The sequence below is a fragment of the Aeromicrobium sp. Root472D3 genome, from assembly GCF_001426485.1.
In the GTDB taxonomy this organism is placed as follows: domain Bacteria; phylum Actinomycetota; class Actinomycetes; order Propionibacteriales; family Nocardioidaceae; genus Aeromicrobium.
In genome coordinates this window covers 74,134-95,598 of sequence record NZ_LMET01000002.1, presented here as the reverse complement: position 1 = coordinate 95,598, position 21,465 = coordinate 74,134, and the positions used below count along the sequence as shown (strand labels likewise).

Genomic DNA, 21,465 nt, shown 5'->3' with positions numbered 1-21,465 from the left:
CGTGAGCGAAGCGAGGCGACGATGGTGACGCACACCTGATCGCTGTGGTTCGCCTCAGGCTCCGCCCTCACGGTCGCTTCGCTCCCTGGCGGACGTCGGGTGGGCCGAGCGAGCGCAGCGTACGAAGGCGGACTCCGGACGCAGCCCGGGGCGACGAACGAGCCGTCACGCCCCGAAGCGGCGCTCCCTCGCGGCGTACGACCGCATCGCGCGGAGGAAGTCGACGTGGCGGAACGACGGCCACAAGGCGTCGCTGAAGTAGAACTCGGAGTGGACGCTCTGCCACAGCAGGAAGCCCGACAGGCGCTGCTCGCCCGACGTGCGGATGACCAGATCGGGGTCGGGCTGTCCGCGCGTGTAGAGGTGCTCGGCGATGTGGTCGACCTCGAGGGTCTCGGCGACGTCCTCGAGCGAACGCCCCTTGGCCGCCTGCTCGACCAGCAGCGAGCGCATCGCGTCGGTGAGCTCCTGGCGTCCGCCGTAGCCGACGCAGATGTTGACACGCATCTGCTGGACGTCTCGGGTCGACTCCGCGAGCCGCTTCATCCGCGCGGCGGAGTCGGCGGGCAGCATGTCGAGGTTGCCGATCACGGCCAGCGGCCAGCGCCGCTCCTCGGCGATCTGCTGCATGAGCGTCTCGACGGCGGCGAGGATGCTCGCGACCTCGTGGGCCGGGCGCTGCAGGTTGTCGGTCGACAGCAGCCACAGCGTGACGATCTCGACGCCGAGGTCGTCACACCACTGGGCGAACTCGACGATCTTGTCGGCACCGGCGCGGTAGCCGTCCTCGGACTTGCCTCCCCCGCGCTTGGCCCAGCGCCGGTTGCCGTCGACGATCGCGCCGACGTGGCGCGGCAGGCGTGCGGGGTCGAGGCTCTTGGCGAGGCGGCGCTCGTACACGCCGTACGCGAGGTCACTGACTCCCATGGGGACGAGCGTAACGCTGACCACATCCGGCGCGTGCGCCAGCGGCTCGGTGTACATCTGTCCACTAGGCTCGCTCCATGACGAATCAGGAGCACGACGGCGTCGTCCAGGAGGCGACTGAGAGGCTCCGCGAGACGGTCGACGAGATCAAGCCGAAGCTGCGGGGCTGGCTGCACGCCGTCACGGTCCCGCTGGCCTTCTTCGCGTTCATCGTGATGCTCGTGATCTCCGACGACATCCTCGTGCGCATCGGTGTCGCGGTCTTCATGGTCAGCGCGATGCTGCTGTTCGGCGTCAGCGCGGTCTACCACCGCGGCACGTGGAGCGACCGGGTCAAGGGCTTCTGGAAGCGCTTCGACCACGCCAACATCTTCCTGCTGATCGCGGGCTCGTACACGCCGTTCTCGCTGCTGCTCCTGACGCCCGCGCACGCGACGATCATGCTGTCGCTCGTGTGGGGCGGCGCACTGCTCGGCGTCCTGTTCAAGATCTTCTGGATCGGTGCCCCGCGCTGGTTGTACGTCCCGCTGTACCTGCTGCTGGGGTGGGCCGCGGTCATCTACTTCCCGGAGTTCGTCGACAACGCGTCGACGGCGGTCATCGTGCTGCTCGTGACGGGCGGCGTCCTGTACTCGATCGGTGCCGTGGTCTACGGGTTCAAGTGGCCCAACCCGTCGCCGACCTACTTCGGGTTCCACGAGATCTTCCACGCCTTCACGATCGCGGCGTTCATCGTGCACTACATCGGCGTCAGCCTGCTCGCGTACCAGCAGCACTGATGGCCCGCGTGTCGCGGCCGGCGCCGATCGACGAGGCCGCCGACCGCATCTCGGCCTACGTCTACGGCAACATCCTGCTGCTGGCCGCGCTCGTCGTGCTGACCCGCGAGGACGTCCGCGACGGCGCGGGTCTGGCGATCGTCGCCGGGACGGCCGTCTCGACGTTCGTGGCGCACACCTACGCCGAGCGTCTCGGGGCGGCCGTCCGCAGCGCCGAGCGCTCGTCGTGGTCGGTGGTGCTGCGCGACAGCGTGCCGATCCTGTCGGCGGCCGCGGTGCCGGCGCTGCTCATGGCGCTCGGCGCGCTCGACGCCCTGCCCGCCACGACGTGCCTGCGACTGGCCGAGGCGTGGGTCGTCGCGCGCATCGCGCTGACGGCGTTCATCGTCGGCCGCCTGCAGGGACGACCCGTCACGGTCCGCACGTGGGTCGCGTCGGTGGGACTGGCCGCGACCGCGCTGGTGATCGTCGCCGTCAAGGTCGTCCTCACCCACTGACGACGGCGCGCAGCTCCTCGGCGGTCGTGACGGGTCGGCGACACACGAAGCCCTCGCAGACGTAGGCGGCCGCGTCACCGTCGACCAGTCCCCGCTGCTCGAACAACGGCACGTCGAGCCCCACGTCTCCGGCCACCACCACGGCACCGGGCGATGCCAGATGCAGGGCTGCACGGTGCAGCGCGGCGCGCTGGGCGACGTCGCCGACCACCGCGACCTCGAGCGGGCCGGCCAGCATCGCCTCGGCCGCGGCGAGCGTCCAGCCGGCGAACCGCGGGACGGTCGTCGCGATGACGGCCGCCGACCCGATGCCCGACTCGGCCGCCGCCCGGTAGCGGTGCTCCCCGGTGACCGCGGCGACCGCGATCAGCGCGTGGACGGCTGCCGACGTGCCCGAGGGGTAGGCGTTGTCGGAGGCGTCCTTGGGCCGGACGACCAGGGTCTCGGCGTCGTCGGCGGTGTCGAAGAAGCCGCCCTCGGGGTCGGCGAAGTGGTCGACGACCCGGTCGAGCAGCGCGCGCGCCCGGTCGAGCCACACGGTGTCGCCCGTGACGCCGAGCACCGCCACGAAGGCCTCCGCGACCGAGCCGTGGTCCTCGAGCACGGCGGAGTTGCCGCCGGCCACGCCGTCGCGCGAGGTGCGCACGAGACCCCCGGGGGTCAGGTGGACGTCGTGCAGCAGCTCCGCGGCCGTGACGGCGGCGGCCGTGAAGTCGGGCTCGTCGAGCAGCACGCCCGCCTCGGCCAGCGCGGAGATCGCCAGGCCGTTCCACGACGCCACGACCTTGTCGTCACGGGCGGGACGGGTGCGGCCCGCCCGGGTCTCCAGCAGCCGTCCGCGGACCCGCTCCCAGCGCTCGGCGTCGTCCGGGTCGTCCCGCAGCTGCAGGGTCGAGAAGCCCCGCTCGAACGTCCCCGGGCCGGACACGCCCAGCAGCTGCGCCGACCAGGCGCCGTCGTCGACGCCGAGCGTGCGCATGAGCTGGTTGGGGTTCCAGACGTAGAACGTGCCCTCGTGCCCGTCGCTGTCGGCGTCGAGCGCCGAGGCGAACGCGCCCTCGGGCGTCCGCAGCTCGTCGAGCATGAACCGCCCGGTCTCGCGCACGACGCGCTCGGCCAGCGGCGAGCCCGTCTGCCGCCACCAGTGCAAGTAGACGCGCATCAGCTGGGCATTGTCGTAGAGCATCTTCTCGAAGTGCGGCACGCGCCAGAACCGGTCGACGCTGTAGCGGGCGAAGCCGCCCGACAGCTGGTCGTACATGCCGCCGCGCGCCATCGCCTCGCACGTGCCCGAGACGAGGTCGAGCGACTCCTGCGACCCCGTGCGCGCCGCGTGGCGCAGCAGGAACTCGAGCACCATCGACGGTGGGAACTTGGGGCTCGTGCCGAAGCCCCCGGCGTCGGCGTCGTAGCCCTTGGCGAGCTCGGCGACCGCGGCGTCGAGGTCGTCGGGGCCCAGCGCTCCGCCGGTCGGGTCGATCGCCGAGCCCAGGTGGCTCATGACGTCCTTGCTGACGGTCAGCACCTCGTCGCGCCGGTCCTTCCACGCCTCGGCGAGCGCCTGCAGCACCTGCGTGAACGCCGGGGTGCCCTGCCGCGGCTCGGGCGGGAAGTAGGTGCCGGCGAAGAACGGCTCGCCGTCGGGCGTCAGGACGCACGTCATGGGCCAGCCCCCCTGCCCCGTCATGGCCTGAGTCGCGCGCATGTAGACCGCGTCGATGTCGGGACGCTCCTCGCGGTCGACCTTGATGTTGACGAAGTGGTCGTTCATGTAGGCCGCCGTCGCGGCGTCCTCGAACGACTCGTGCGCCATCACGTGGCACCAGTGGCAGGCAGAGTAACCAACGCTCAACAAGATCGGTTTGCTGAGACGCTGCGCCTCCGCCAGAGCCTCAGCGCTCCATTCCCACCAGTCGACGGGATTGTCCTTGTGCTGCTGAAGATACGGCGACGTCGCGTTTCCGAGTCGGTTCATGGTTCGTCTCCTTGGTCATCACGGGGCGCCAGTGACAGCGATTGCTCGGAGCACGTCTCAGCATTTGTAACGAGCATTCGACGCTACGAACGAGTTTCGGAAATCAGTGCGAGAAAGTTCGAGCTCGGTGTGTGCACCATTGCAGATCTGTTGGCGGCTCGGACCTTCCCTCTCATGGTTACTTACCCCCCACAGGCAATGTCCACCGGAGATCAGGTCTTCCTGTCTCCCCGTCAGGTCTTCAGCCGTTACGGCTGGGGCCGCACCAAAGGCTACGAGATGTTGAAGTCTCCAAGCTTCCCCAACGCGATCGGCGGCAAGTACCGCCTCGACTCTCTCATCCAGTGGGAGAACTGGCTCCTGGGTGGCGGCGAACTCGCGGCAGACCCGACGCCTCTGAGCGATGGCGCAGATACGTCCGAACACGACCGCAACACGTCAGCCACCACCGTCGCCCCGGTTCGTCCTCGTCGCCGCACTCGCGGCAGCGTCCTGAACGGAGCGATCTGATGGCCCGCACACGCAAGGACGGCAAGCGGTCCGCCAGCGCGACTCGCGTCGGCAAGCCGCGCCCCACCGCCACCGGCGGGACCTGGCAGGTCCGGGCCTACAAGCCCACGCCGACCTCACCTCACGGTCGTGTGGTCTACCGTCACCCGGAGACAGACAGGCAGACCTCAGCCGTTCCGGGGAACGACGAGACGCTCGACCAGGTCTTCGACCAGATCGAGAAGTCCCTCGACCAGAACGTCGCCATCGGGACGCACACGCCGGCAGTCGCTGGTGCATCACCTGGGGTCAAACGCGATCTCGACGCCCTCGGCCAGCTCTACCTCGACTGGCTTGTGACGCTCAACCGCTCCACGGACTACGTCTCGAATCGTCGCAGTCTGCTAAACAAATGGATCTCTCCAGTCATCGGCGAGGTGCTCGTTCGCGACTGGTCGGTCGAGCACTCGCAACAGGTGATCTCGAACGCCCGCCGAGCAGGGTTGTCGGCCTGCCGCGTCGAGGACCTCGGTTCGACACTGTCAGGCATGCGCCGCACAGCACACCGCAAGCGCACAGGTGGCCGCTGGCTCTCGAAGGACGAGAATCCCCTCGAGGATGTGTCCTACGGTCGGTCAGCAAATGTCCAAGGCGCCCACCGCACGTACGTCGCGCCGCGAAAGAGGCCGTCAACCGACCGGGTGATCGCTGCGATCGAGTCCGCTCGGAGTCTTCCTGTCTGGGAATGGATGCCGGATGTCATGTCCTACGCTGCCTTCTGCGCGCCGCGGTTGGGTGAGCAGCTGGCGCTCCGAGCCATCGACGTCGATCTCGAGACCCGCAGGTTCGAGATCAACGGCGTCTGGCGCGTCGATCACAAGGCGGAGGTGGACGGAGACCGACGCGACCGGTATCGCGTGCCGATCCCCAAGAACGGCAAGCGACGGGTCGCCCCGTACCTCGGCTCGCAGCACCTCGGACTGATCAGGCGGTGTGCAATTGCCCTTGAGCTACCCGAAGACGCGTCCGAGGAAATCGTCATCGCTGCCATCGCGGCTGAGCGGGAGCGCAGAGCTCAACTCGACTCGGACGGCGACTGGGCGTCCTACGCCGAGGACCCTCGCAACGAGCCTTGGTTGTTCGTCGATGCCTCCGGGGTCCCTCCCACGCGCGAGGCGTTCAACGACGCCTGGCATGTCATCCGTGACGCCATTGATTGGCCGAAGCACATCCCGTACAAGAACCTTCGACACCATGCCGCCCTCTGGTGGAAGTCCAAGGGGTTCGACTGGGAGCTCATCGCGGAGTGGGACGGTCACGACGTCCGAACGCTGCAGCGGTACTACGTCATCGCCGCAGAGGATGGAACCGAAAAGGCAAGGGGAACCCTGGACGATCTCTGAACAAAGGCGCTGACGCTCACTTCACCGTGCGCGCCAGCGCCTTGCTGGTGTAGTCGAGTCAGCTCCAGGAGCCCTGGTCAAACTGATCAGCACCTAACCTTCTCGAGCTCATCAGCCCTTGGGGCCTGGCGCAAACAAATCAGATTTGTGTGAGCTTCCCATTCGCTACGCCCGACTGCAGACCAAGTCAACGGGCGCGAAGCCACTGGCGAGCGGTCGCGACGCGATGAGTGATTCACGCGAGCGCCCTCTGGGGAAAACCCGAGCACATGGCAAAAGACCCCTGACCGGCATCCATGCTTTTCAGGGGCCTCGTCAGTTGCGGGGACAGGCCAGAACGTCTGAACCTGCCCCCCCCCTGGAAGCCTTCTAAGCGTGAAGATGACGGTTGCGGTGGCAGATGCCACCCTCGGCAAAGATTAGATCTGACTACTGACAACGCCGCCACAGTCGCTCAGACACGCAGCCTTTCTGGCCAGCTGGCTCTGCACTCTTCGGCCGACGCGTTCACAACCCAAGGACCTCAACTGAGTGAGCCTTGAGGACGTCCAGCGCCTGTTCTGGAGTGCCGCGGAAGAACTCGCGGGACAGATTGACCTTGTTGAAACGGTGACCCGCGAACGTCTGGTGCGACATCGTCTCGATGCCAACTGCATCGTGGGAGAAGAATGTGCATGGACGGCACCACCACAGTCCTCGACTGATGTCTTCGCACCTGGTCTGTCTGAGGCTCCACCAACCATCGGCGCACAGAAGACCCGATCCAGAAATGGCGGAGGGCGTTCGCCAAGCTCCAGGCACGGCTGTTGGCCTCCGGAGCGCTTGATCTCAGCTCCCTCAGCGCCTTTCGAGCCGACTCGAGCCTCGCCGACACCCCAGCATGGCTGCGGCAAGAAGGTTCTCGCATCCTTGCCGTCGACCGCGCGGACAGAACGTTCTATCCGCGGTTCCAGTTCTCGGAGGCGGGCGACCTACGACTCTCCAAGAGTCGGAAGCACCGCCCGGGCGGATCTGGGCCTGTTTGACGGAGCCAGATGCGCTTCATCATGGCCTGGTACTCGGACTCGGTACGACGAGCACCCCGCAGGGTGGTCTTTCGCTGAGCAGCCGGTGCTCGATCGACCCCTCGAACAGGTGAGCCAGAGCATTGCCCATGCCTTGGCCGTGGCTGCCGACGACGATCATCATGGCCTTGGTCTCCACCGCGACCGCCGCCAGGAGATCGGCCGGGTCATGTCGTCCGGCTTGGTAGGTCCATGCGCAGCCGAAGGGGTCGAGGACATCCTGGACGGTGCGTTCTTCGTCCCGCAACGTCGCTCTTGCCTCCTCCTCCCAGTCGGGACCGTCTGGATCGATCGGGTAGTCGCGAAGATCGACCGCGTGCACGACATGGACGACGATCGACAGCCGGGTTGCCAACGTTGCCGCGCTCTTCAGTGCGGCTGTGGACGCCTCATGTCGGTCGAATCCGACGACCAACCCGCCGGTGGTGGTATCGCCGTCACGAAGCTGGAGGCGCCTGCTGGGAATTTCGGGTGGATTGTCGTTCATGGAGACTCTCCCTTTCATGGGGCTGTGATGAGGTACGCGGCGGCAAGCTCATACCCACCAAGGCACAAGACGATAGTGAGCACGAGGCTCAGACCGAGGTTGAGCACTGCCGCTGTCAGGTGCTGTTGCTCGATGAGTCTGACCGTCTCGAAGCTGAACGTGGAGAACGTCGTAAGCGCCCCGCAGAAACCGGTGCTGATCAGTGCCACTACTGCTTGGTCGAGATCCGAGGTGGCCGCGAGTCCAGCGATGAAGCCGATGACGAATGACCCGATCGCGTTGACGGTGATAGTGCCCCACGGCAAGGACGAGGAATGGCGAGACTGGACGAACAGATCGACCAGGTAGCGGGTCGGCGCTCCTACCGCTGCGCCCAGGGCCACCACGAGAACCGTCATCGCGAGACCTCCATTCGGCGGACGAGCGATCGGGTGGAGACAAGACCAACCCATACCGCCAGCAACGACAAGGAAACGCTCAACGCCAGATAGGCAGCCGCGACGGCCACGTGCCCAGTGCGCAGCAGCTCGTGCACGTCCAATGCTGCGGTCGAAAAGGTCGTGTACCCGCCCAGGACGCCCACGCCGAGGAACGGCCGCAGCAGGCGCTGATCCGGCAGCACATCAACCACCACGACCATGAGGACGCCCAACAGAAGAGATCCGCTCGCGTTGATCGCCACCGTCGCCCACGGCAGCTCACCCAGCCGGTGCGGGAACAGATCCAGCAGCAACCATCGCCCTGCCGCGCCTGCAGCGCCGCCGGCGGCGATCACGCTCAGGATGTCCCATCGCTCACGGAGCACCTGCGCGACCAAGCGCACGTGATGCACTGTTCCGGTTGAACCGACGAGGCCATCAGACGGTTCGACGTCCGGATCGATGGGCTGGTCATCGAATGTGGACACACTTCTCCTGCGAATAGCAGGAGCCATCAGCACAATGCGGTTCGAGTCTGAAACTCAGGCGGGGTCCATCGCCAAGGTCGATGATACCGGCGAACTGCGTGGGACGCCATGCACAATGGGCAGGCGCGCGATCCTGGTCTCGTCGTCTCCGTCGCAGACAGTGTTGGCGGCGCGGGCCAGGCGTCAGACGGCTCGTCGCAGCACAGCCAGTGAAGAACCGCGGCTGGAGGACACCGGCGACGACGAACAGCAACGGGGTGCCGGCCGCGTCGGTCATGGACGCGCCCGGCACCGCGCCGTGCGTCAGGAGCTGAGCAGCCTCTGCATGGTCGAGATCTCGGCCGTCTGATCAGCCTGGATCTTCTCCGCCAGTTCGACGGCCTGGTCGAACCTGCCGTCGACCTCTTCCTGGGACGCCATCTCGATAGCGCCCTCGTGGTGGTCGATCATCATCGTGAGGAATTGCCTGTCGAACGCCGCACCAGATGCGGCCTCCAGCGAGCTCATGTCCTCTTCGCTCATCATGCCGGGCATGTCCGACGACGAGGACCCGTGATCCATCCCTTCCATCTCGCCTATGCCGCTGGAATCGGCGGGGACCTCCTTGTCCCAGGACGTCAACCAGCCCGACATGGTGTCGATCTCGGGTTGCTGTGCAGCGATGACGTGGTCGGCAAGACCCAGAACGTCCGTGTTCCGGGTCCGTTCCGCAGCAAGCTGCGCCATCTCGGTTGCCTGACGGTGGTGCGGGATCATGTCCTGAGCGAATGTCACGTCAGCGCTGTTGAAAGCAGCTGACGACGTGTCGGACCCTGAACAGGCCGACAGTCCGATGAGTGCAGCGGCAGCAACAGCTGTCGCGAGCAGCTTGGTATGCATTGTTCTCTCCTGAGGTCTGTGTGTGCATGACGAAGTAGCGATGCCGACGGGTCGGCCTCGCTGTCAGCACCTCAGGACGCAGGTACGTTCTCGTGGACTGCGTGGATCCCGTGAACGAGTGAGGTCGACAATGCCCAGCTCGAGGGGTGGCGGCAGCTGCCACAGGACCCGTTCGACGCGGCGCCGAGCGACCCACAGGACAACGCCAGCGCCGACGATCATCGCCAGACAGAGCGCGGCGAGTCCGCAGCATCCGTCCATCACACCAGACCTGTCGGGCATCGCAGGCACGTCGTCGGCCGCCGCACTGACAACTGTCTGCGTCGTATGGTGCATGCCCGAGGTCATGGAAGGGACGGTGAGCTCCAGGTTCATCCCAGCACCATGGTCGACACCGAGCAGCAGACCGTGCATGGCCGCGATACCACCGACGACGGCGGCAATCAGCGCAGCGCGAACCCAGTTGGGTGTCCCTACCCTCGTGGTCGTACCGCGACATGACATTGCCGCAACATTAGCCCTGGGCGCAACGACAGCCTGCGCGCCGAACGAGTGCGACAGGTCGGCGGCGGACGTGAGTCGAGATCTTCACGCTCTCAGGAGGTCGCGATCTCCTGGGCTCGTTCAAGAGCCACACGCAGTCGATTGAAGGCTTCTGCGCGAGCGTGGGCGTTGCGTGGTGACGGATGCGGTGCGCCCAGCGCGGGCACGACTCGGGCTGTCTCGTCGATCGTCATCAGCCGCATGACACCTTGGAGGGCTGGTGTCCCGACGGCGACGACGACCTGGAGGTCGGGCAGAGCCGCCCACAGCGCGGCCAGCGCCGGACGCGCCTCTTCAAGATCTCTCACCAGCGGAGGGCGGCGGTGGCCGGCAGCGTCGTAGGTCGGCCACGGCACCACGTTCCACCGCAGATACCCGTCACGGGCCATGCCCGCAGAAACTCGCGCTGCACGGAGTGCGGCCGCCGTCGGGTCGTCGTTGTCCTCGGTGCTGAACCCGAGGTCACCCGCGGCGACGGTGCGAGGGCCGGGCGACTCCATCAGCACCAGGATCCTCGCGTTCACGCCAGGACCGTCCGGGTCGAACCACGGGACAAACCGCTGCTCGTCGACCGCCGCACGCCAAGCACGGACCAGCGTGTTGAGCGCGAAGACGTGCGGCTCGTCAACTCGCGACCGGCGATCGGTGCTCATCTCGTGCGGGCCTTCGTGGCGATCGCCAGCAGATCGCGGACCGGACCGGCCGGCGGGCGGCCGCTGCCGACCCACAGCGCGGTGAGGTCGCGCGACAGGTCCAACCCGATGATCGGCACCTCGACGAGCCGGCCCGCCTCAACATCGCTGCGCACCGAACGTCGGCTCATGAACGCCGGCGGGCTGCCTGCGCTGACCGCCGATCGGATGCCGGACGTGGTGGTCAGCTCGGCGGCGGGCGCCGTGGCGGTCAAGCCGAGTCGTGCGAGCGCGTCATCGACGACACGCCGGGAGCCTGACCCCGCCTCGCGCCACGTCAGAGGCCGCGTGACGATCTCATCTGGCGCCAACGGCGAGTCCTGCTTGGCCCACGGGTCGTGCGGTGCCGAGTACAGGCCCAGCTCGTCGCGAGCGACGACCAGTGACGCCAGGTCGCCGGGGTCCGCACCGTCCTCGACGAAACCGATGTCGGCTGACCCGTCCGCCACGGCCGTCCTCACGTGCTCGCTGTTGGTGGCGATCAGGCTGACGACCGTGTCGTGCTGCTGGCGAAGCCGGACCAGCCACAGGGGAAGCAGGTACTCGGCCACGGTCATGCTCGCCACGATGCTCAGCTGGTGCGTCCGGCCCTCGCGCAAAGTCGCGATCGACTCGTCGATCTCCTGAGCAAGATCGATCAGACGTGCGGCCCAGCCGACCACCAGGACACCGGACTCGGTCAGCGTCGATCCCCCGGCAGCACGACGCAAGAGGGTCAGTCCCGTCAGGGCCTCGACGGCTCTGAGCCGTTCGGATGCCGATTGCTGGGTGATGCCGTTCGCTCGGCCCGCAGCGCCGATGCTGCCATGAGTGGCCACGTCGACCAGCAGTTGAAGAGCAGCCAGATCGGGGATGTTGCGCATCTGCCCAGACTACCCGTCCTCCACAGGTCTGCCCTGTGGAGCCACAGGGTGACGGGTTCTACCGGCAACCACGCATCGAGACCACAGTGGAGTCATGACCACCGCACACCTCACGACGACCAGCGAGCACGCCGCCCGCAGCACCCGCGACCGGACGGGCTGGCTCCGCGAGCTCGAGGGCGCTCCGGCTCTCGGCTTCATCGGACCCAACTGGTTTGCCTCGGTCATGGGCACCGGCATCGTCGCAATCGCCGCTGCCTCGCTGCCCTTCTCCGTCCCAGGGATCACGGTCTTCGCCACCACCGTCTGGGTACTCGCCCTCCTGCTGCTCGTCGCTGTGGTCGTGGCGACTGCCGGCCACTGGACGTTGCATGGCGAGGTGGCCCGCGGCCACCTTGACGACCCAATGATGTCGCACTTCTACGGCGCGCCCGCGATGGGACTCATGACCGTCGGTGCCGGCGCGATGCTCGTGGGACATCACCTGATCGGCATGCCTGCCGCGCTGGCGCTGGACTGGGTGCTGTGGACCGTCGGGACCCTGCTCGGTCTGACCACGGCCGTGCTGGTGCCGATCCGTGCCTTCACCTCGCACGAGGTCCGCGAGGACTCCGCTTTCGGCGGCTGGCTCATGCCCGTGGTCCCGCCCATGGTCAGTGCCGCCACCGGCGCTGCCCTCATCCCGCACCTGCCGGCCGGCCAGGCCCAGCAGACGATGCTGCTGGCCTGCTACATGTTCTTCGGCCTCACCCTCATGTGCAGCATCGTCATGATCGCGTTCATCTGGAACCGACTTCTGCACCACGGCATCGGAGCCGCCGGCGCCGTGCCCACCCTCTGGATCGTCCTCGGTCCCGTCGGTCAGTCGATCACTGCGGCCCACCACCTCGGCAACGTGACCCCCGACGTGCTGGACAGCCCCTACGGCACCGCGTTCCACGCCTTCGCCCTCGTCTACGGCATTCCCATGTGGGGATTCGCGATGCTGTGGCTGGCGATCGCCGCCACCCTCACCGCCCGCACCGCCCGGGAAGGACTTCCGTTCAGCCTGACGTGGTGGTCCTTCACCTTCCCGGTCGGCACCGTGGTCACCGGCACCTCGGGGCTGGCCCAGCTGACCGGCAACCACGTGCTCCAGGTCGCAGCCGGCGCATTGTTCGTCCTCCTTCTCAGCGCCTGGTCGGTCGTTGCCGTCCGCACCCTTCGCGGCGTGCACTCTGGGAAGCTGCTCAAGAAGCCCTGAACTCCGACAGACCCATACCTCCGATGAAAGGGAAGCCCTGATGAAGACGCCCCGTAACGCCCTCCAGGCCAACCTCGGGGTTGCCCACCAGTTCCAGCTCAGTGATCATCGCGCTCATCTACTTTCGGTCCGGTCCGCACGGGTGTGCACACTCAGACGTGACTGTGCTTGGGGCACCGATCGTCGCAATCAAGCTCCTGAGTGCAGCCCCGGAGCATCTCGTCCAGGTCATTCATCGGTTCACCCAGCGGGCGAGGTGGCGATGGCGCCGAGAACTAGAGCTCCTCGTCTGTCCTGTCCTGCCCGCTTGCCTCTGGGCTAGTACCTGGGGCAGGGCCGCTCGGCGGGTGCACGACGATCTGGCCGTCGTCGTCCATCGCCACTGAGTAGAGCCCTCTCCTGGACAGCATGGCTCGCCAGTTGATGCTCGCGAGACGGCGTGCCATCGCCTCGTGGACTGCTGTGTTGAATGCGGCGAGTTCGTCTGGTGTCAGCTCGCTGAGCGGGAGGTGGCCAGCTCGGGCTGCCTCGATCCTGCGCGACTTGCTCGGGGGCTGCGAGTCTTCGTTGCGGGTCTCGCGCGGTACACCTTCCTCCCCCATGCGAGCGTCCCCCTCGGCTGCGCCACGTGACCCTTCCGGATGCCGCAGGTGAAGCGGCGAGATCACGTGTCCTGCTCGCGTTACGGGTGGTGGTTCTCGCACGCGGGATGTGGCGGTAGGTCAACCGAGCGCCAAGAGGCCGGCGTCGGAGCTCCCTGGTCATCGCGCAACGTGGCGACGTAGTAGTCGCCGCCGAGCTGCCGGCGTTCCGCGAGGTGGTGGATGGCTACTCGGCTGGCGTGATGGGAAAGACAACCCGCTTCGCTGTTGGTCCCGGTGAAGGTGGGTTCGGAGCATGAGACCGGGCTCGTCCAACCATCGGGATCGGCGGGCGGCGTCGGCCAGCGGCTGTCTCTGAGTGTTGCGTGGTCGGCGCGGTGATGGGCGAGGCATTCTGTGCAGCCCGTCTGGCCTGGTCGGACCAGGGCGACCCAACCGCCCCACAGGCCCGGGGTGCCGGCGACAGTCAGCAGCGGACTCCGGTTCAGAGCCACGGCATTGAGGATGGCCGTCGCATTGGGGTTGGCTGTGGCGTCGATGATGAGATCGGCATCCATCAGGGTCCGCAGGACCCTCCGGCGGTTGCGTTCGGTGTCCGCGTCAGCGTCGTGCTCGAACAGCCGGGTGACGTTGATGTCCCAGGAGCCGACGCTGCCTGCGAGGGCAGTACCGCGGAGGTGCTCGGCCAGCGCGGCGGTCTTCGACATTCCCGCATGACTAACAGGGCCGTAGCTTCTGGCTCGCGTGTTGGGGTCGACCCAGTCGCAATCGACTAGGTCGAGGCGGTGAACGCCGGTGCGGGCTAGGTCGGCGGCAATGTGGTGCCCGATGGCGCCGACGCCGACGATGGCTACCTTTTTGTCGGCCAGGCCGGCGGCGATGGGTGTGCGGGTCGAGGTGCTGTCGTTCAGCTCTAGTCCCGCCAGCAGGACCGTCCCGTAAACGGGCGCGCCGTCGCGTGTGGTTCCCGTGCGGACTCGGAGAAGGAACATCCAGCACGGCCCGGGCTGGCCGTAGTCGCGCTCGTCCTCGACGAGCAAGCCAACGACGGTGAGAACCCTCGGGTCTGCCTCGACGATGAGTGGATCCTTGTCCCCACTGACCTCCAGTGCCGGTAGGGCTGGCGACAGGCGCTCCCAGAGCTGGTCTGCTGTCTCAGTCGGGTCCCACGACGGCAGACGTAGCCACCAGCCGGTCACGACGATCGGGAAGCTGTCCAGGACGTCGAGGTTGGTGTTCTGGATGTTCAGTCCCGGGCCGAGTATCTGGTCCACGATGCTGGTGACGACGACGCCGGACCGGTCGATGCGCTGGCGCAGCACCAGCGCTCCCCCGGCGATGTTGTCTGGGATGTTCGTGTGCGGGACGACGACTCGGCGGGGTGCGGCGCTGTAGACCGTCCTGGGTTCAGCGACGGGCAGCTCGAGGCCACGGGTCGACGCTGCGAGGCGGTCGGCCGAGGTCAGGTCGTTGGACCGGACGAGCTTCGGCAGCTGGATGGCAAGGAGGTCCGCTGCTGTCCAGGTGGGGTCGTGGTCTGCGTCGTGGACCAGGCACAGCAACCCGCGGGTGGGATCGCGGTGGCGTGTCACGCCGAGCTCGTCGTGGAGGTCGAACACCTGGACCGGCATCCACGCGGGGTACGACTGTCGCGGGTAGACGACCTTCAGGCGAGCAGTCCGAGCAGCGACGTCCTCTGCCGCGGGTAGCGGGTAGTCGACGTGGACCTCCACTCCCCCGTCGACGTACCTGACCCTGTGCGCCCAACCGTGGTCGCCGAAGGCCTGACGCTCACGGGCCCACCTGCGCGGGAACCGGCGATGCCACCCCAGGGACGCGGGTGGGGTGTCGGCGGTCATCCGACGGCCGGCGGATGGCCGGGGACCGAAGGTGCCCGGTACGCAGACGCGGGGAGCAGTTCCTCCACGTCCTCTTCGATGCGGTCATCCACCACAGTTCGGCGGGTCGTCACCGTGCGTCGTGTGATGCGGTAACCACCGTCGGGAAGTTCCTCGAACGTTGATGTCGACGTCGTCTTTTCCGCACCCGGCCCGCTCGGCTCCTCAGCCGTTTCCGGCGGGTGAGCGTCGGCCGCCTTCGGCTCGTCTCTCATGCGTGGACTTTCCGGTTCGTCGCTGCTCAAGATGCCTCCCATCGCCGTCGTGAATGACCAGTTGAGCGGACACCTGACCTCGGATCCACCCGTGTAGCAACTTTTGCGCGACCACGCGGGACTCGCGCAAAAGTTGCCACAGGGAGTCACCGAAGGGGTTGTCTCTGGCCGGTCGCCTCGACGGTCCGCGTCATGTCTAAACGATCCCCCACCCTGCTGCTCAAGCCCAGGGACTACGCGGTTCCCGACTATGCCTTCGGCACGACCGCGGCCATCGACTGGACCGTCCCGGCCGGAGGTGATGAGCTCAGTCGCCGGTTCGCCGAGCTTCAGCACCGGCTCGTCGTAGCCGTGGCCACCCGGCCCGACCCGAAAGCTGAGGTGTCGAGGCGCCCGCGCAAGGACCTGACCGACCGAACAGCCATCGCCCGGATGAGCCGGTCTTGGTCGTTCAGCCGCTCTTGGTACCAGTCGGCCAGCCAAGGCCGCACGTGGCTCCACGTCACGGGCCTCGCCGCCGTGACCGACCTGCTGTTCTTGCAGGACCCTCACCACTGATCTGCCGTCCAGTCCCGCGCGAGACAACTACACGGTCCGCGTCCAAACGTTGGCACGCAATCATTCACACCATGGTCTCCGCCACCAAAGAGCACCGGCCAGCACGAAGACGACCCCCACGCGCTGCGTGGGGGTCGTCTTGATGGTGCCGAAATCTGGGTCAGTGTTGCCGGGCGTCGGTCAGGGCGCCAAGACCGTCATCGGAGGGATCAGTCCCATGTCGGACCGGAACTGCCAACTACTCATCTCTCGTCGGTGACGATCGAGGCTCTCTTCCCAGGTCTCATCCTCCTTGGCGCCGAACGCTTGGTGGCCGCGTTGATCGCATCGCTGCGGCCAGTCGCTGTCGTGAATCGACAAGGTGCTGCCGTGTCCACACGCGTGGCAGAACGGGTCCGTGGGCGCATCTCCCGGCCCACGCAGCATCGTCACCTCGTACTTGTCGGCCGTGGAAGTGGCCTCGATCGCCGCCCGCACCAGACGCGACAGCAACCGGTGCGACTCCTGACAGCTCACGAGACCAAACCCGCCGATGTCCAGCAGGGCCGGTCTCTGCCTGTCGGCCAACGCGAAGGCCATCACCTGGTCCAGTGTGGTCCCGATGCCGACGCCACGCAGCCAAGTGCTCACCTCCCCACCATGCTCCGAGTGCGTGCCTCGCAACAGGACCATTCCGCTTCCAGCCTCGACGACCAGCGCCTCGCAGTCGTACACGTAACCGCTCATGTTCTCTCCTTCTGACACACCGTGGGGATGCGTCGTGTGATGCAGGCACCGGATGGTGACTGCACCTCAGACCGTGCGCAACGACTACTTGCGCGCAATCGAGCCCGCCTTGCACGTCGCCGCATCGGCACGGGCGCCTCGAGTCAGAGTTCCGGCTGGCCCCGAGTGCACGTGCACCATTGCGAACGTTCGGCCTCAGCAGACGGTCGCACTTAGACGCCGCACATCAGGCCGTCCCCACCCATGGTCCGGAAGGCCTGTCATGAGACTTAGATTCACGATTCAGCTGACCGCCTCAAGGAGTCGAAGCCGTCGTACGCCGCATGAGGGCCAGCCTTCGACAAGACCGCCTCAACTTCCGAGATGTGGTGTCGGTTGATGAAGGATCCCGGCTGGAGCCCATCTGGAGGTTCGACAAGCAGGTCGCGTTGCGTCCGGGCAGGGTCTTGACTCATTCACCATCAGAACGTGGCACCGACCTGAAAACCTCTACGGAGAGGGCGGCCGCGCGTTCGAATTCGTGGGCGCGACATCTCCTCTGGTTGCTATCAGCGATCTCTCATCACTCCATAGCGGCCTTGACTTCACTTTCCACATCAGCGCCGCGTAAGAGACCGGGGAAGTGATCCACGCAGCAGACAGATACTTCAGGGATGGGATGTGCGAGTGGTGACAGGCTCCGGAGCGCGTGGTGGATCTTCGCGAATTGGTTCTCAGGCGAACATCCTGTAGACGCTGCTTGAATCCCAAGACTTCCAATGTCTCCGACTCCGAGCGCTCACCTGCCGGCCGAGCCTGCCGCCGACGGCGGATGCGCGGACGGCTGTCGCGCACCCGCGACGCTTCATCAACCGAACTCGCGAGCTGGTCCCGTGTGCCTGGGCTACACCGGCGGGTAGCGCATCGCACTGGCGAGGCGCACCACGCGACCTCAACGATGACTCCTCCCAGCATCGCCTCGAGCTGAACTGCCATTGAAGGGTGAATGGGCAGAGAGTCGACGCCGACCTGGCGGCGGCGGTTCCAGCAAAGAGTCCGTCTCGCGGTAAGCGGTACCGGCTGACTGAGCAGTCCTCTTCGGTCTGCACGTACCCATTGCACGAAGGTTCGCGGCCCGCACTGTCCTAGGCATCACCGACGCCTAGGAGGCACCATGAGCAAGCACCGCCGCGGCCCTGTCGCTATCCGATCGAACTTTGCCCAACTTCAGACGTGGCTCAGACTCCGCAGTTCGGAGGCCGCCGCCCAGGGCGGCCTCATTCTCAGGACACGGCTTATCAGGACGTCCAGCGGCGACAGGGAGGATTGGATCGCGAGCGCGAAGACCTCCTTCGCCTCCATCGACAAGACACTGCCCGATGTGGCTCAGGCGCTGGACCTCGGTTTCGACCTCATCCGCAACGACGAGATCGGCGTCACGACGCGCGAGCAGCTTGGCGACAGCGTCTTCGTACTTCGTCTCGGACATGCTCCTGGCGGGAAGGGAGAAGCACAGATCGGCCTCATTCTGCACGTCGGGCAGACGCTGTTCCTCTACCTCTTGACGTCAGCCCGCGCCAACGACATCAAAGGCGCGACACCAGACCGTGACTCGAATGCGTTCACCGAGATCTTGTCGACAGTTGTTCGCCACATCACCGAGACCGGCCGCTCGACCGAGCCGTCATTCCGGCCCGAGGTCCATGCTCGCGAGCACGGGCGTTTCGTGCGAAGCGAGAAGCACGGTGCCGCGCTGAAGGCGACGTTCATCCATTGCGCAGCTGTGGTGTTCAAGCCCGAGAAGGTCGATCTAACTGACGCGGCCGCGCAGCAGGCGTTCTCGTTCGGTTCGTTGATGGAGGACTCGGCAGTCAACTCGTTGATCAAGGGGATGAACCGGGCCGAAGTCCTACTCCAAGCTGACGGGGGTTGGTACGAGTCCCACGAGTACGTTCCATTCACCCATCAGCCCGTCAGGATGGTCGAAACCGACTCGCGAACAGGCCGGACCATCGAGACTCTGCGTAAGCACCGCATCGAACCGGCCGAAGACCTGGACACGGCCAGGCGCATTCTGCGCTCTCTTGTTGACGAGGTTCTCAAAGACAAGGCCGGGACAAGGGGCGTGACCGACTGGGAGGCAGTCGGCGCTGTCGCTGCTGGCTTCGGACTGCCCTCTCGGAGGCCAGAAGACCTTCGCAAAGGCATTCTTCTTTCCGACTTGCCGGCCGCCTCTCAGGGGCGCGCAGCAAAGAACCTACTGAAGAAGAACTACATCGAAGGATGGCAGAAAGGGCACTTCTACAAAGACGTGAAGGTCAAGACCGAGCTGAACCTGGAGCTGGACGACGCCGAGCTAATCGTGACCCATGACGGCAAGTACTACCGGTGCAGGATTGACTTCCCCGTCCCTGAGGGAGGGTGGGGCATCTCTGAACAAGAGTGGGAAGCAGTCCTGAGACGCCGCTTTCCTCAGACCGATGAGCAGAAGGCTGCTCGGAAAGCAGCGACGACTGGTGAGCGGCTGCCGCTTGCTGGCGTGATCGGGTGGGACGACCTCGAGACCGGCACCCAGTGGAAGGTCCAGACCAAGGCTAGGTACGCGCTTCACTCTCGCCCGCTGGACGAGGCCTACATCCGCGGACTCGCTATGGGGTGGGAGCGCACCACCATGGGCCCGTCCCACGCCACACTGCGACCAGCACTTCTGCACGCATCCGTTGGCAAGGTTATGGAGGCCGCCCTGCTTGCGTTGGATTCGTCCACGCAGTCAACGACCATGCCGGTCTACCAGGCTGCGCCCGTCGCCGAGTCAACGGCCGACCACGCTCGCCGACAGCTCCAGGAAGCGCGGGAAGATTTGGTCGACGCCGAGGACCAGCTTGCCGGCGCGGAAGATGGAAACGCCCGTGCAGCCGGACGCGTCCGCAGGGATCCGTCCGAGACCAACATCCGCGAAGCCAAGAGAGCCCTGGCTGCGCTCGAGCGCGCGAAGAGCCGAGTTGCCGACGCCGAGCGGCTTCTCGCGAAGGCGGAGAATCTGACTGCGAAGCAGACGGCGAAGGCACCCTCGTCTGAGCACGAAGTGGAGTCCGCCACCGCCGAGTTCACGGCCGTCGCTCTTCAGAAGTGCACGGGCTCCGCACCGCCGTGGCTGAACCAGGCGTGCGGCTACTTCCTGACCGACTGGACCATGACACCCATCAGCGTTCCTGGCAGTCGCCCGTCCGTGGACTGGTCGTGCAACATGGTCCTGGCAGATCCCAAGACTGGTATGGACGTGCTTGTCCCACTGTCTGGGAACGTCGCGAACACCGCGCACGACGGAACAACTAGAGGCCGCAAGAAGGCCGAAGCCATGGCCTGGGCTTTCCTCTACGACGGCCAGGACGTGGCAGACATTGCCGAAGCTGCCGGCCTCGCGCGTTCGTCGGCGAAGAACTCTTACGCCTACAGCGAGATCCGACGAGTCATGTCCGCCGTGGTGACCGACAGCCAGCTGCTGGCAGCAGCGATGGAGCACTTCTCTCCTGCTGCACGGCGCGTCCTGTGGGCGACAGTCAGCGACCAGCACGAAGCCCTCCGAGGCATCGACCCGGGATTCGCCGACCACATCAAGACCACCTACATCGGAGTCGCGGCCGTCAACTCTTGGTCGTTGTGCCGCGGCAGCTTCGTCCACCCACGCGCAGTCGCGGGACTGCTCAAGGCGGCCGGCGGATCCATGACCTTGCCCGACCTCATTGAGGCCAGCGGACTCTCGGCCGAAGACATCATGATGCTGACCCGTGGTGGGTCCAACTCCCCCGGCAGCAGCGCTACGAAGCCGATTGCGTACTTCACGAAGAACTTCTCCCGTGGCGGCATGCCTATGCCGATGGCCGAGCGCGTCATCAGTCTGCGCGAATGCCCACACGAGGACTGCCCCGATCGTCTGCGCGGCAACGCCTCGTGGTGCACGATCATCCTCCGCCTGCCGGAGACCGAGACCGGGTTCGGCGTGCTGTGCCCCACCTGCCGGCGATGCCCCAGCAAAACGATGTCCAAGGTCAGGTTCCCCGCTGACTACCTGCGGCCCTGGAGCGGACGATTCGGACGCGGCAGCCACGCCGCCGGCCGAAAGTCAGACGTCCGCGTCTTCCTGCAACCCGGGCTGCACGACCCCGGACCAGAAGCGCCGCTGCCGGACACCGGTTGCCTGCCTCGTGAGGACAGCACCATCCGTGAACGCTCCCCGCGAGCCAAGCGACCCGACAAAGCTCAGATCAGCCGTCCGTTGCGGGGACGGCGCGTCTACCTCGACCCACGGATCGTCGACGACGTTCACCGAGACCTCGCGGAGTACATCACCACCAACGGCGGCGACGTCGCCATCCGCCTGACCAAGAGCGTCCTCGTCTACGTCTACCCCGGAGATAACCCCCACGGTGAGCACCGCGCATCGATCGCAACGCTGGGGATCCCCACCGCCAACACCGAGTCCTTCTACAAACGCGAACCCAGCACCTGGGTCACGTCCTAGGACATCGTGTCGCAACGGATGCGTGCAGGCGGATACGGATCCCGAACCGTAGAGGGGCATGCCCACCCCTCATGCCCCAACACGCTCAGCCACCGACACCGCGGCTCGCATCCAAAAATGGAACGCCCTCAGCTGGGACGAACTCCGCGAGCTGATGAACGCTCAGCCGTTTGACCCAGTAACCGTGGATGGTCACCAGGCACAGATCCGCGTCGTA

General features: G+C 66.2%; 19 protein-coding genes and 1 riboswitch. Of the genes, 7 read left to right on the top strand and 12 right to left on the bottom strand.

Annotated elements, in window-relative coordinates:
• Positions 1–165 precede the first annotated feature (165 nt).
• The gene (locus ASD10_RS15250; protein ID WP_056611742.1) at positions 166–927 is read right to left on the bottom strand and encodes an isoprenyl transferase; all 762 of its coding nucleotides are present in this window, start codon (positions 925–927) and stop codon (positions 166–168) included.
• Between the two features lie 77 nt (positions 928–1,004).
• Between ASD10_RS15250 and ASD10_RS15245 the strand changes: the two genes are divergently transcribed.
• Positions 1,005–1,706, top strand: a complete 702-nt coding sequence (locus tag ASD10_RS15245) for a hemolysin III family protein (protein ID WP_056610837.1) — start codon at positions 1,005–1,007, stop codon at positions 1,704–1,706.
• On the top strand, positions 1,706–2,203 hold the full coding sequence (locus ASD10_RS15240; RefSeq protein WP_056610834.1) for a hypothetical protein: 498 nt from the start codon (positions 1,706–1,708) through the stop codon (positions 2,201–2,203). Before ASD10_RS15245 ends, ASD10_RS15240 begins: the two co-directional genes overlap by 1 nt.
• On the opposite strand, the gene ASD10_RS15235 is transcribed toward ASD10_RS15240, so the two are convergent.
• Entirely contained in the window at positions 2,193–4,178 is a 1,986-nt protein-coding gene (locus ASD10_RS15235) for a thioredoxin domain-containing protein (protein ID WP_056610831.1), read from the bottom strand. The two genes, ASD10_RS15240 and ASD10_RS15235, sit on opposite strands and share 11 nt — an antisense overlap.
• Before the next feature lie 198 nt (positions 4,179–4,376).
• Here ASD10_RS15235 and ASD10_RS18915 point away from each other — a divergent pair, with 198 nt between their 5' ends.
• Both ASD10_RS18915 and ASD10_RS15230 read left to right on the top strand, forming a co-directional pair.
• On the top strand, positions 4,377–4,688 hold the full coding sequence (locus tag ASD10_RS18915) for a hypothetical protein (protein ID WP_157432673.1): 312 nt from the start codon (positions 4,377–4,379) through the stop codon (positions 4,686–4,688).
• Complete coding sequence (locus ASD10_RS15230; protein ID WP_129183184.1) at positions 4,688–6,070, top strand: tyrosine-type recombinase/integrase; 1,383 nt, start codon at positions 4,688–4,690, stop codon at positions 6,068–6,070. Before ASD10_RS18915 ends, ASD10_RS15230 begins: the two co-directional genes overlap by 1 nt.
• A gap of 507 nt (positions 6,071–6,577) precedes the next feature.
• On the opposite strand, the gene ASD10_RS19630 is transcribed toward ASD10_RS15230, so the two are convergent.
• From ASD10_RS19630 to ASD10_RS15195, 7 genes are all read right to left on the bottom strand, one after another.
• Entirely contained in the window at positions 6,578–6,871 is a 294-nt protein-coding gene (locus ASD10_RS19630; RefSeq protein WP_369797587.1) for a GIY-YIG nuclease family protein, read from the bottom strand.
• Positions 6,872–7,114: 243 nt separating this feature from the next.
• Complete coding sequence (locus ASD10_RS15220) at positions 7,115–7,621, bottom strand: universal stress protein (RefSeq protein WP_056610824.1); 507 nt, start codon at positions 7,619–7,621, stop codon at positions 7,115–7,117.
• Between the two features lie 14 nt (positions 7,622–7,635).
• Positions 7,636–8,019 (bottom strand): fluoride efflux transporter CrcB, encoded by a 384-nt coding sequence (gene crcB, locus ASD10_RS15215; protein WP_056610821.1) that lies wholly within the window; start codon positions 8,017–8,019, stop codon positions 7,636–7,638.
• Entirely contained in the window at positions 8,016–8,528 is a 513-nt protein-coding gene (locus ASD10_RS15210; protein WP_197984176.1) for a CrcB family protein, read from the bottom strand. Before ASD10_RS15210 ends, crcB begins: the two co-directional genes overlap by 4 nt.
• A gap of 10 nt (positions 8,529–8,538) precedes the next feature.
• Positions 8,539–8,610: riboswitch (Fluoride riboswitch) on the bottom strand.
• Between the two features lie 221 nt (positions 8,611–8,831).
• The gene (locus ASD10_RS15205; RefSeq protein WP_056610818.1) at positions 8,832–9,407 is read right to left on the bottom strand and encodes a DUF305 domain-containing protein; all 576 of its coding nucleotides are present in this window, start codon (positions 9,405–9,407) and stop codon (positions 8,832–8,834) included.
• A gap of 596 nt (positions 9,408–10,003) precedes the next feature.
• On the bottom strand, positions 10,004–10,603 hold the full coding sequence (locus ASD10_RS15200) for a uracil-DNA glycosylase family protein (RefSeq protein ID WP_056610816.1): 600 nt from the start codon (positions 10,601–10,603) through the stop codon (positions 10,004–10,006).
• Positions 10,600–11,505 carry a LysR family transcriptional regulator gene (locus ASD10_RS15195; protein WP_056610813.1) on the bottom strand — a complete coding sequence of 302 codons (906 nt, stop codon included), beginning with the start codon at positions 11,503–11,505 and terminating at the stop codon, positions 10,600–10,602. The genes ASD10_RS15200 and ASD10_RS15195 overlap by 4 nt, the downstream gene beginning before the upstream one ends.
• Positions 11,506–11,599: 94 nt before the next feature.
• Between ASD10_RS15195 and ASD10_RS15190 the strand changes: the two genes are divergently transcribed.
• Positions 11,600–12,748 (top strand): TDT family transporter, encoded by a 1,149-nt coding sequence (locus tag ASD10_RS15190; protein ID WP_056610810.1) that lies wholly within the window; start codon positions 11,600–11,602, stop codon positions 12,746–12,748.
• A 682-nt stretch (positions 12,749–13,430) separates the two neighbouring features.
• Here ASD10_RS15190 and ASD10_RS15185 read toward each other — a convergent pair.
• Both ASD10_RS15185 and ASD10_RS18910 read right to left on the bottom strand, forming a co-directional pair.
• Positions 13,431–14,981, bottom strand: a complete 1,551-nt coding sequence (locus ASD10_RS15185; protein ID WP_162248866.1) for a ThiF family adenylyltransferase — start codon at positions 14,979–14,981, stop codon at positions 13,431–13,433.
• Between the two features lie 224 nt (positions 14,982–15,205).
• Positions 15,206–15,463, bottom strand: a complete 258-nt coding sequence (locus ASD10_RS18910) for a hypothetical protein (protein ID WP_129183188.1) — start codon at positions 15,461–15,463, stop codon at positions 15,206–15,208.
• A gap of 192 nt (positions 15,464–15,655) precedes the next feature.
• Between ASD10_RS18910 and ASD10_RS15180 the strand changes: the two genes are divergently transcribed.
• Positions 15,656–16,021 carry a hypothetical protein gene (locus ASD10_RS15180; RefSeq protein ID WP_056610804.1) on the top strand — a complete coding sequence of 122 codons (366 nt, stop codon included), beginning with the start codon at positions 15,656–15,658 and terminating at the stop codon, positions 16,019–16,021.
• Between the two features lie 180 nt (positions 16,022–16,201).
• Here ASD10_RS15180 and ASD10_RS15175 read toward each other — a convergent pair whose 3' ends face one another.
• A complete protein-coding gene (locus ASD10_RS15175; RefSeq protein WP_056610801.1) occupies positions 16,202–16,747 on the bottom strand; it encodes a hypothetical protein in 546 nt (181 codons plus the stop codon).
• Between the two features lie 1,153 nt (positions 16,748–17,900).
• Here ASD10_RS15175 and ASD10_RS15170 point away from each other — a divergent pair.
• Positions 17,901–21,248 (top strand): hypothetical protein, encoded by a 3,348-nt coding sequence (locus ASD10_RS15170; protein ID WP_056610799.1) that lies wholly within the window; start codon positions 17,901–17,903, stop codon positions 21,246–21,248.
• Positions 21,249–21,465 lie beyond the last annotated feature (217 nt).

Coding starts and splice junctions, on each gene's coding strand:
- ASD10_RS15175 (WP_056610801.1), bottom strand. CDS start 16,747: ATGAGCGGTTACGTGTACGACTGCGAGGCGCTGGTCGTCGAGGCTGGA.
- ASD10_RS15230 (WP_129183184.1), top strand. CDS start 4,688: ATGGCCCGCACACGCAAGGACGGCAAGCGGTCCGCCAGCGCGACTCGC.
- ASD10_RS15240 (WP_056610834.1), top strand. CDS start 1,706: ATGGCCCGCGTGTCGCGGCCGGCGCCGATCGACGAGGCCGCCGACCGC.
- ASD10_RS15195 (WP_056610813.1), bottom strand. CDS start 11,505: ATGCGCAACATCCCCGATCTGGCTGCTCTTCAACTGCTGGTCGACGTG.
- ASD10_RS15220 (WP_056610824.1), bottom strand. CDS start 7,621: ATGAACGACAATCCACCCGAAATTCCCAGCAGGCGCCTCCAGCTTCGT.
- ASD10_RS15200 (WP_056610816.1), bottom strand. CDS start 10,603: ATGAGCACCGATCGCCGGTCGCGAGTTGACGAGCCGCACGTCTTCGCG.
- crcB (WP_056610821.1), bottom strand. CDS start 8,019: ATGACGGTTCTCGTGGTGGCCCTGGGCGCAGCGGTAGGAGCGCCGACC.
- ASD10_RS15235 (WP_056610831.1), bottom strand. CDS start 4,178: ATGAACCGACTCGGAAACGCGACGTCGCCGTATCTTCAGCAGCACAAG.
- ASD10_RS15170 (WP_056610799.1), top strand. CDS start 17,901: ATGAGCAAGCACCGCCGCGGCCCTGTCGCTATCCGATCGAACTTTGCC.
- ASD10_RS15205 (WP_056610818.1), bottom strand. CDS start 9,407: ATGCATACCAAGCTGCTCGCGACAGCTGTTGCTGCCGCTGCACTCATC.
- ASD10_RS15180 (WP_056610804.1), top strand. CDS start 15,656: ATGTCTAAACGATCCCCCACCCTGCTGCTCAAGCCCAGGGACTACGCG.
- ASD10_RS18915 (WP_157432673.1), top strand. CDS start 4,377: ATGTCCACCGGAGATCAGGTCTTCCTGTCTCCCCGTCAGGTCTTCAGC.
- ASD10_RS15245 (WP_056610837.1), top strand. CDS start 1,005: ATGACGAATCAGGAGCACGACGGCGTCGTCCAGGAGGCGACTGAGAGG.
- ASD10_RS15185 (WP_162248866.1), bottom strand. CDS start 14,981: ATGCCGGTCCAGGTGTTCGACCTCCACGACGAGCTCGGCGTGACACGC.
- ASD10_RS18910 (WP_129183188.1), bottom strand. CDS start 15,463: ATGAGAGACGAGCCGAAGGCGGCCGACGCTCACCCGCCGGAAACGGCT.
- ASD10_RS15190 (WP_056610810.1), top strand. CDS start 11,600: ATGACCACCGCACACCTCACGACGACCAGCGAGCACGCCGCCCGCAGC.
- ASD10_RS15250 (WP_056611742.1), bottom strand. CDS start 927: ATGGGAGTCAGTGACCTCGCGTACGGCGTGTACGAGCGCCGCCTCGCC.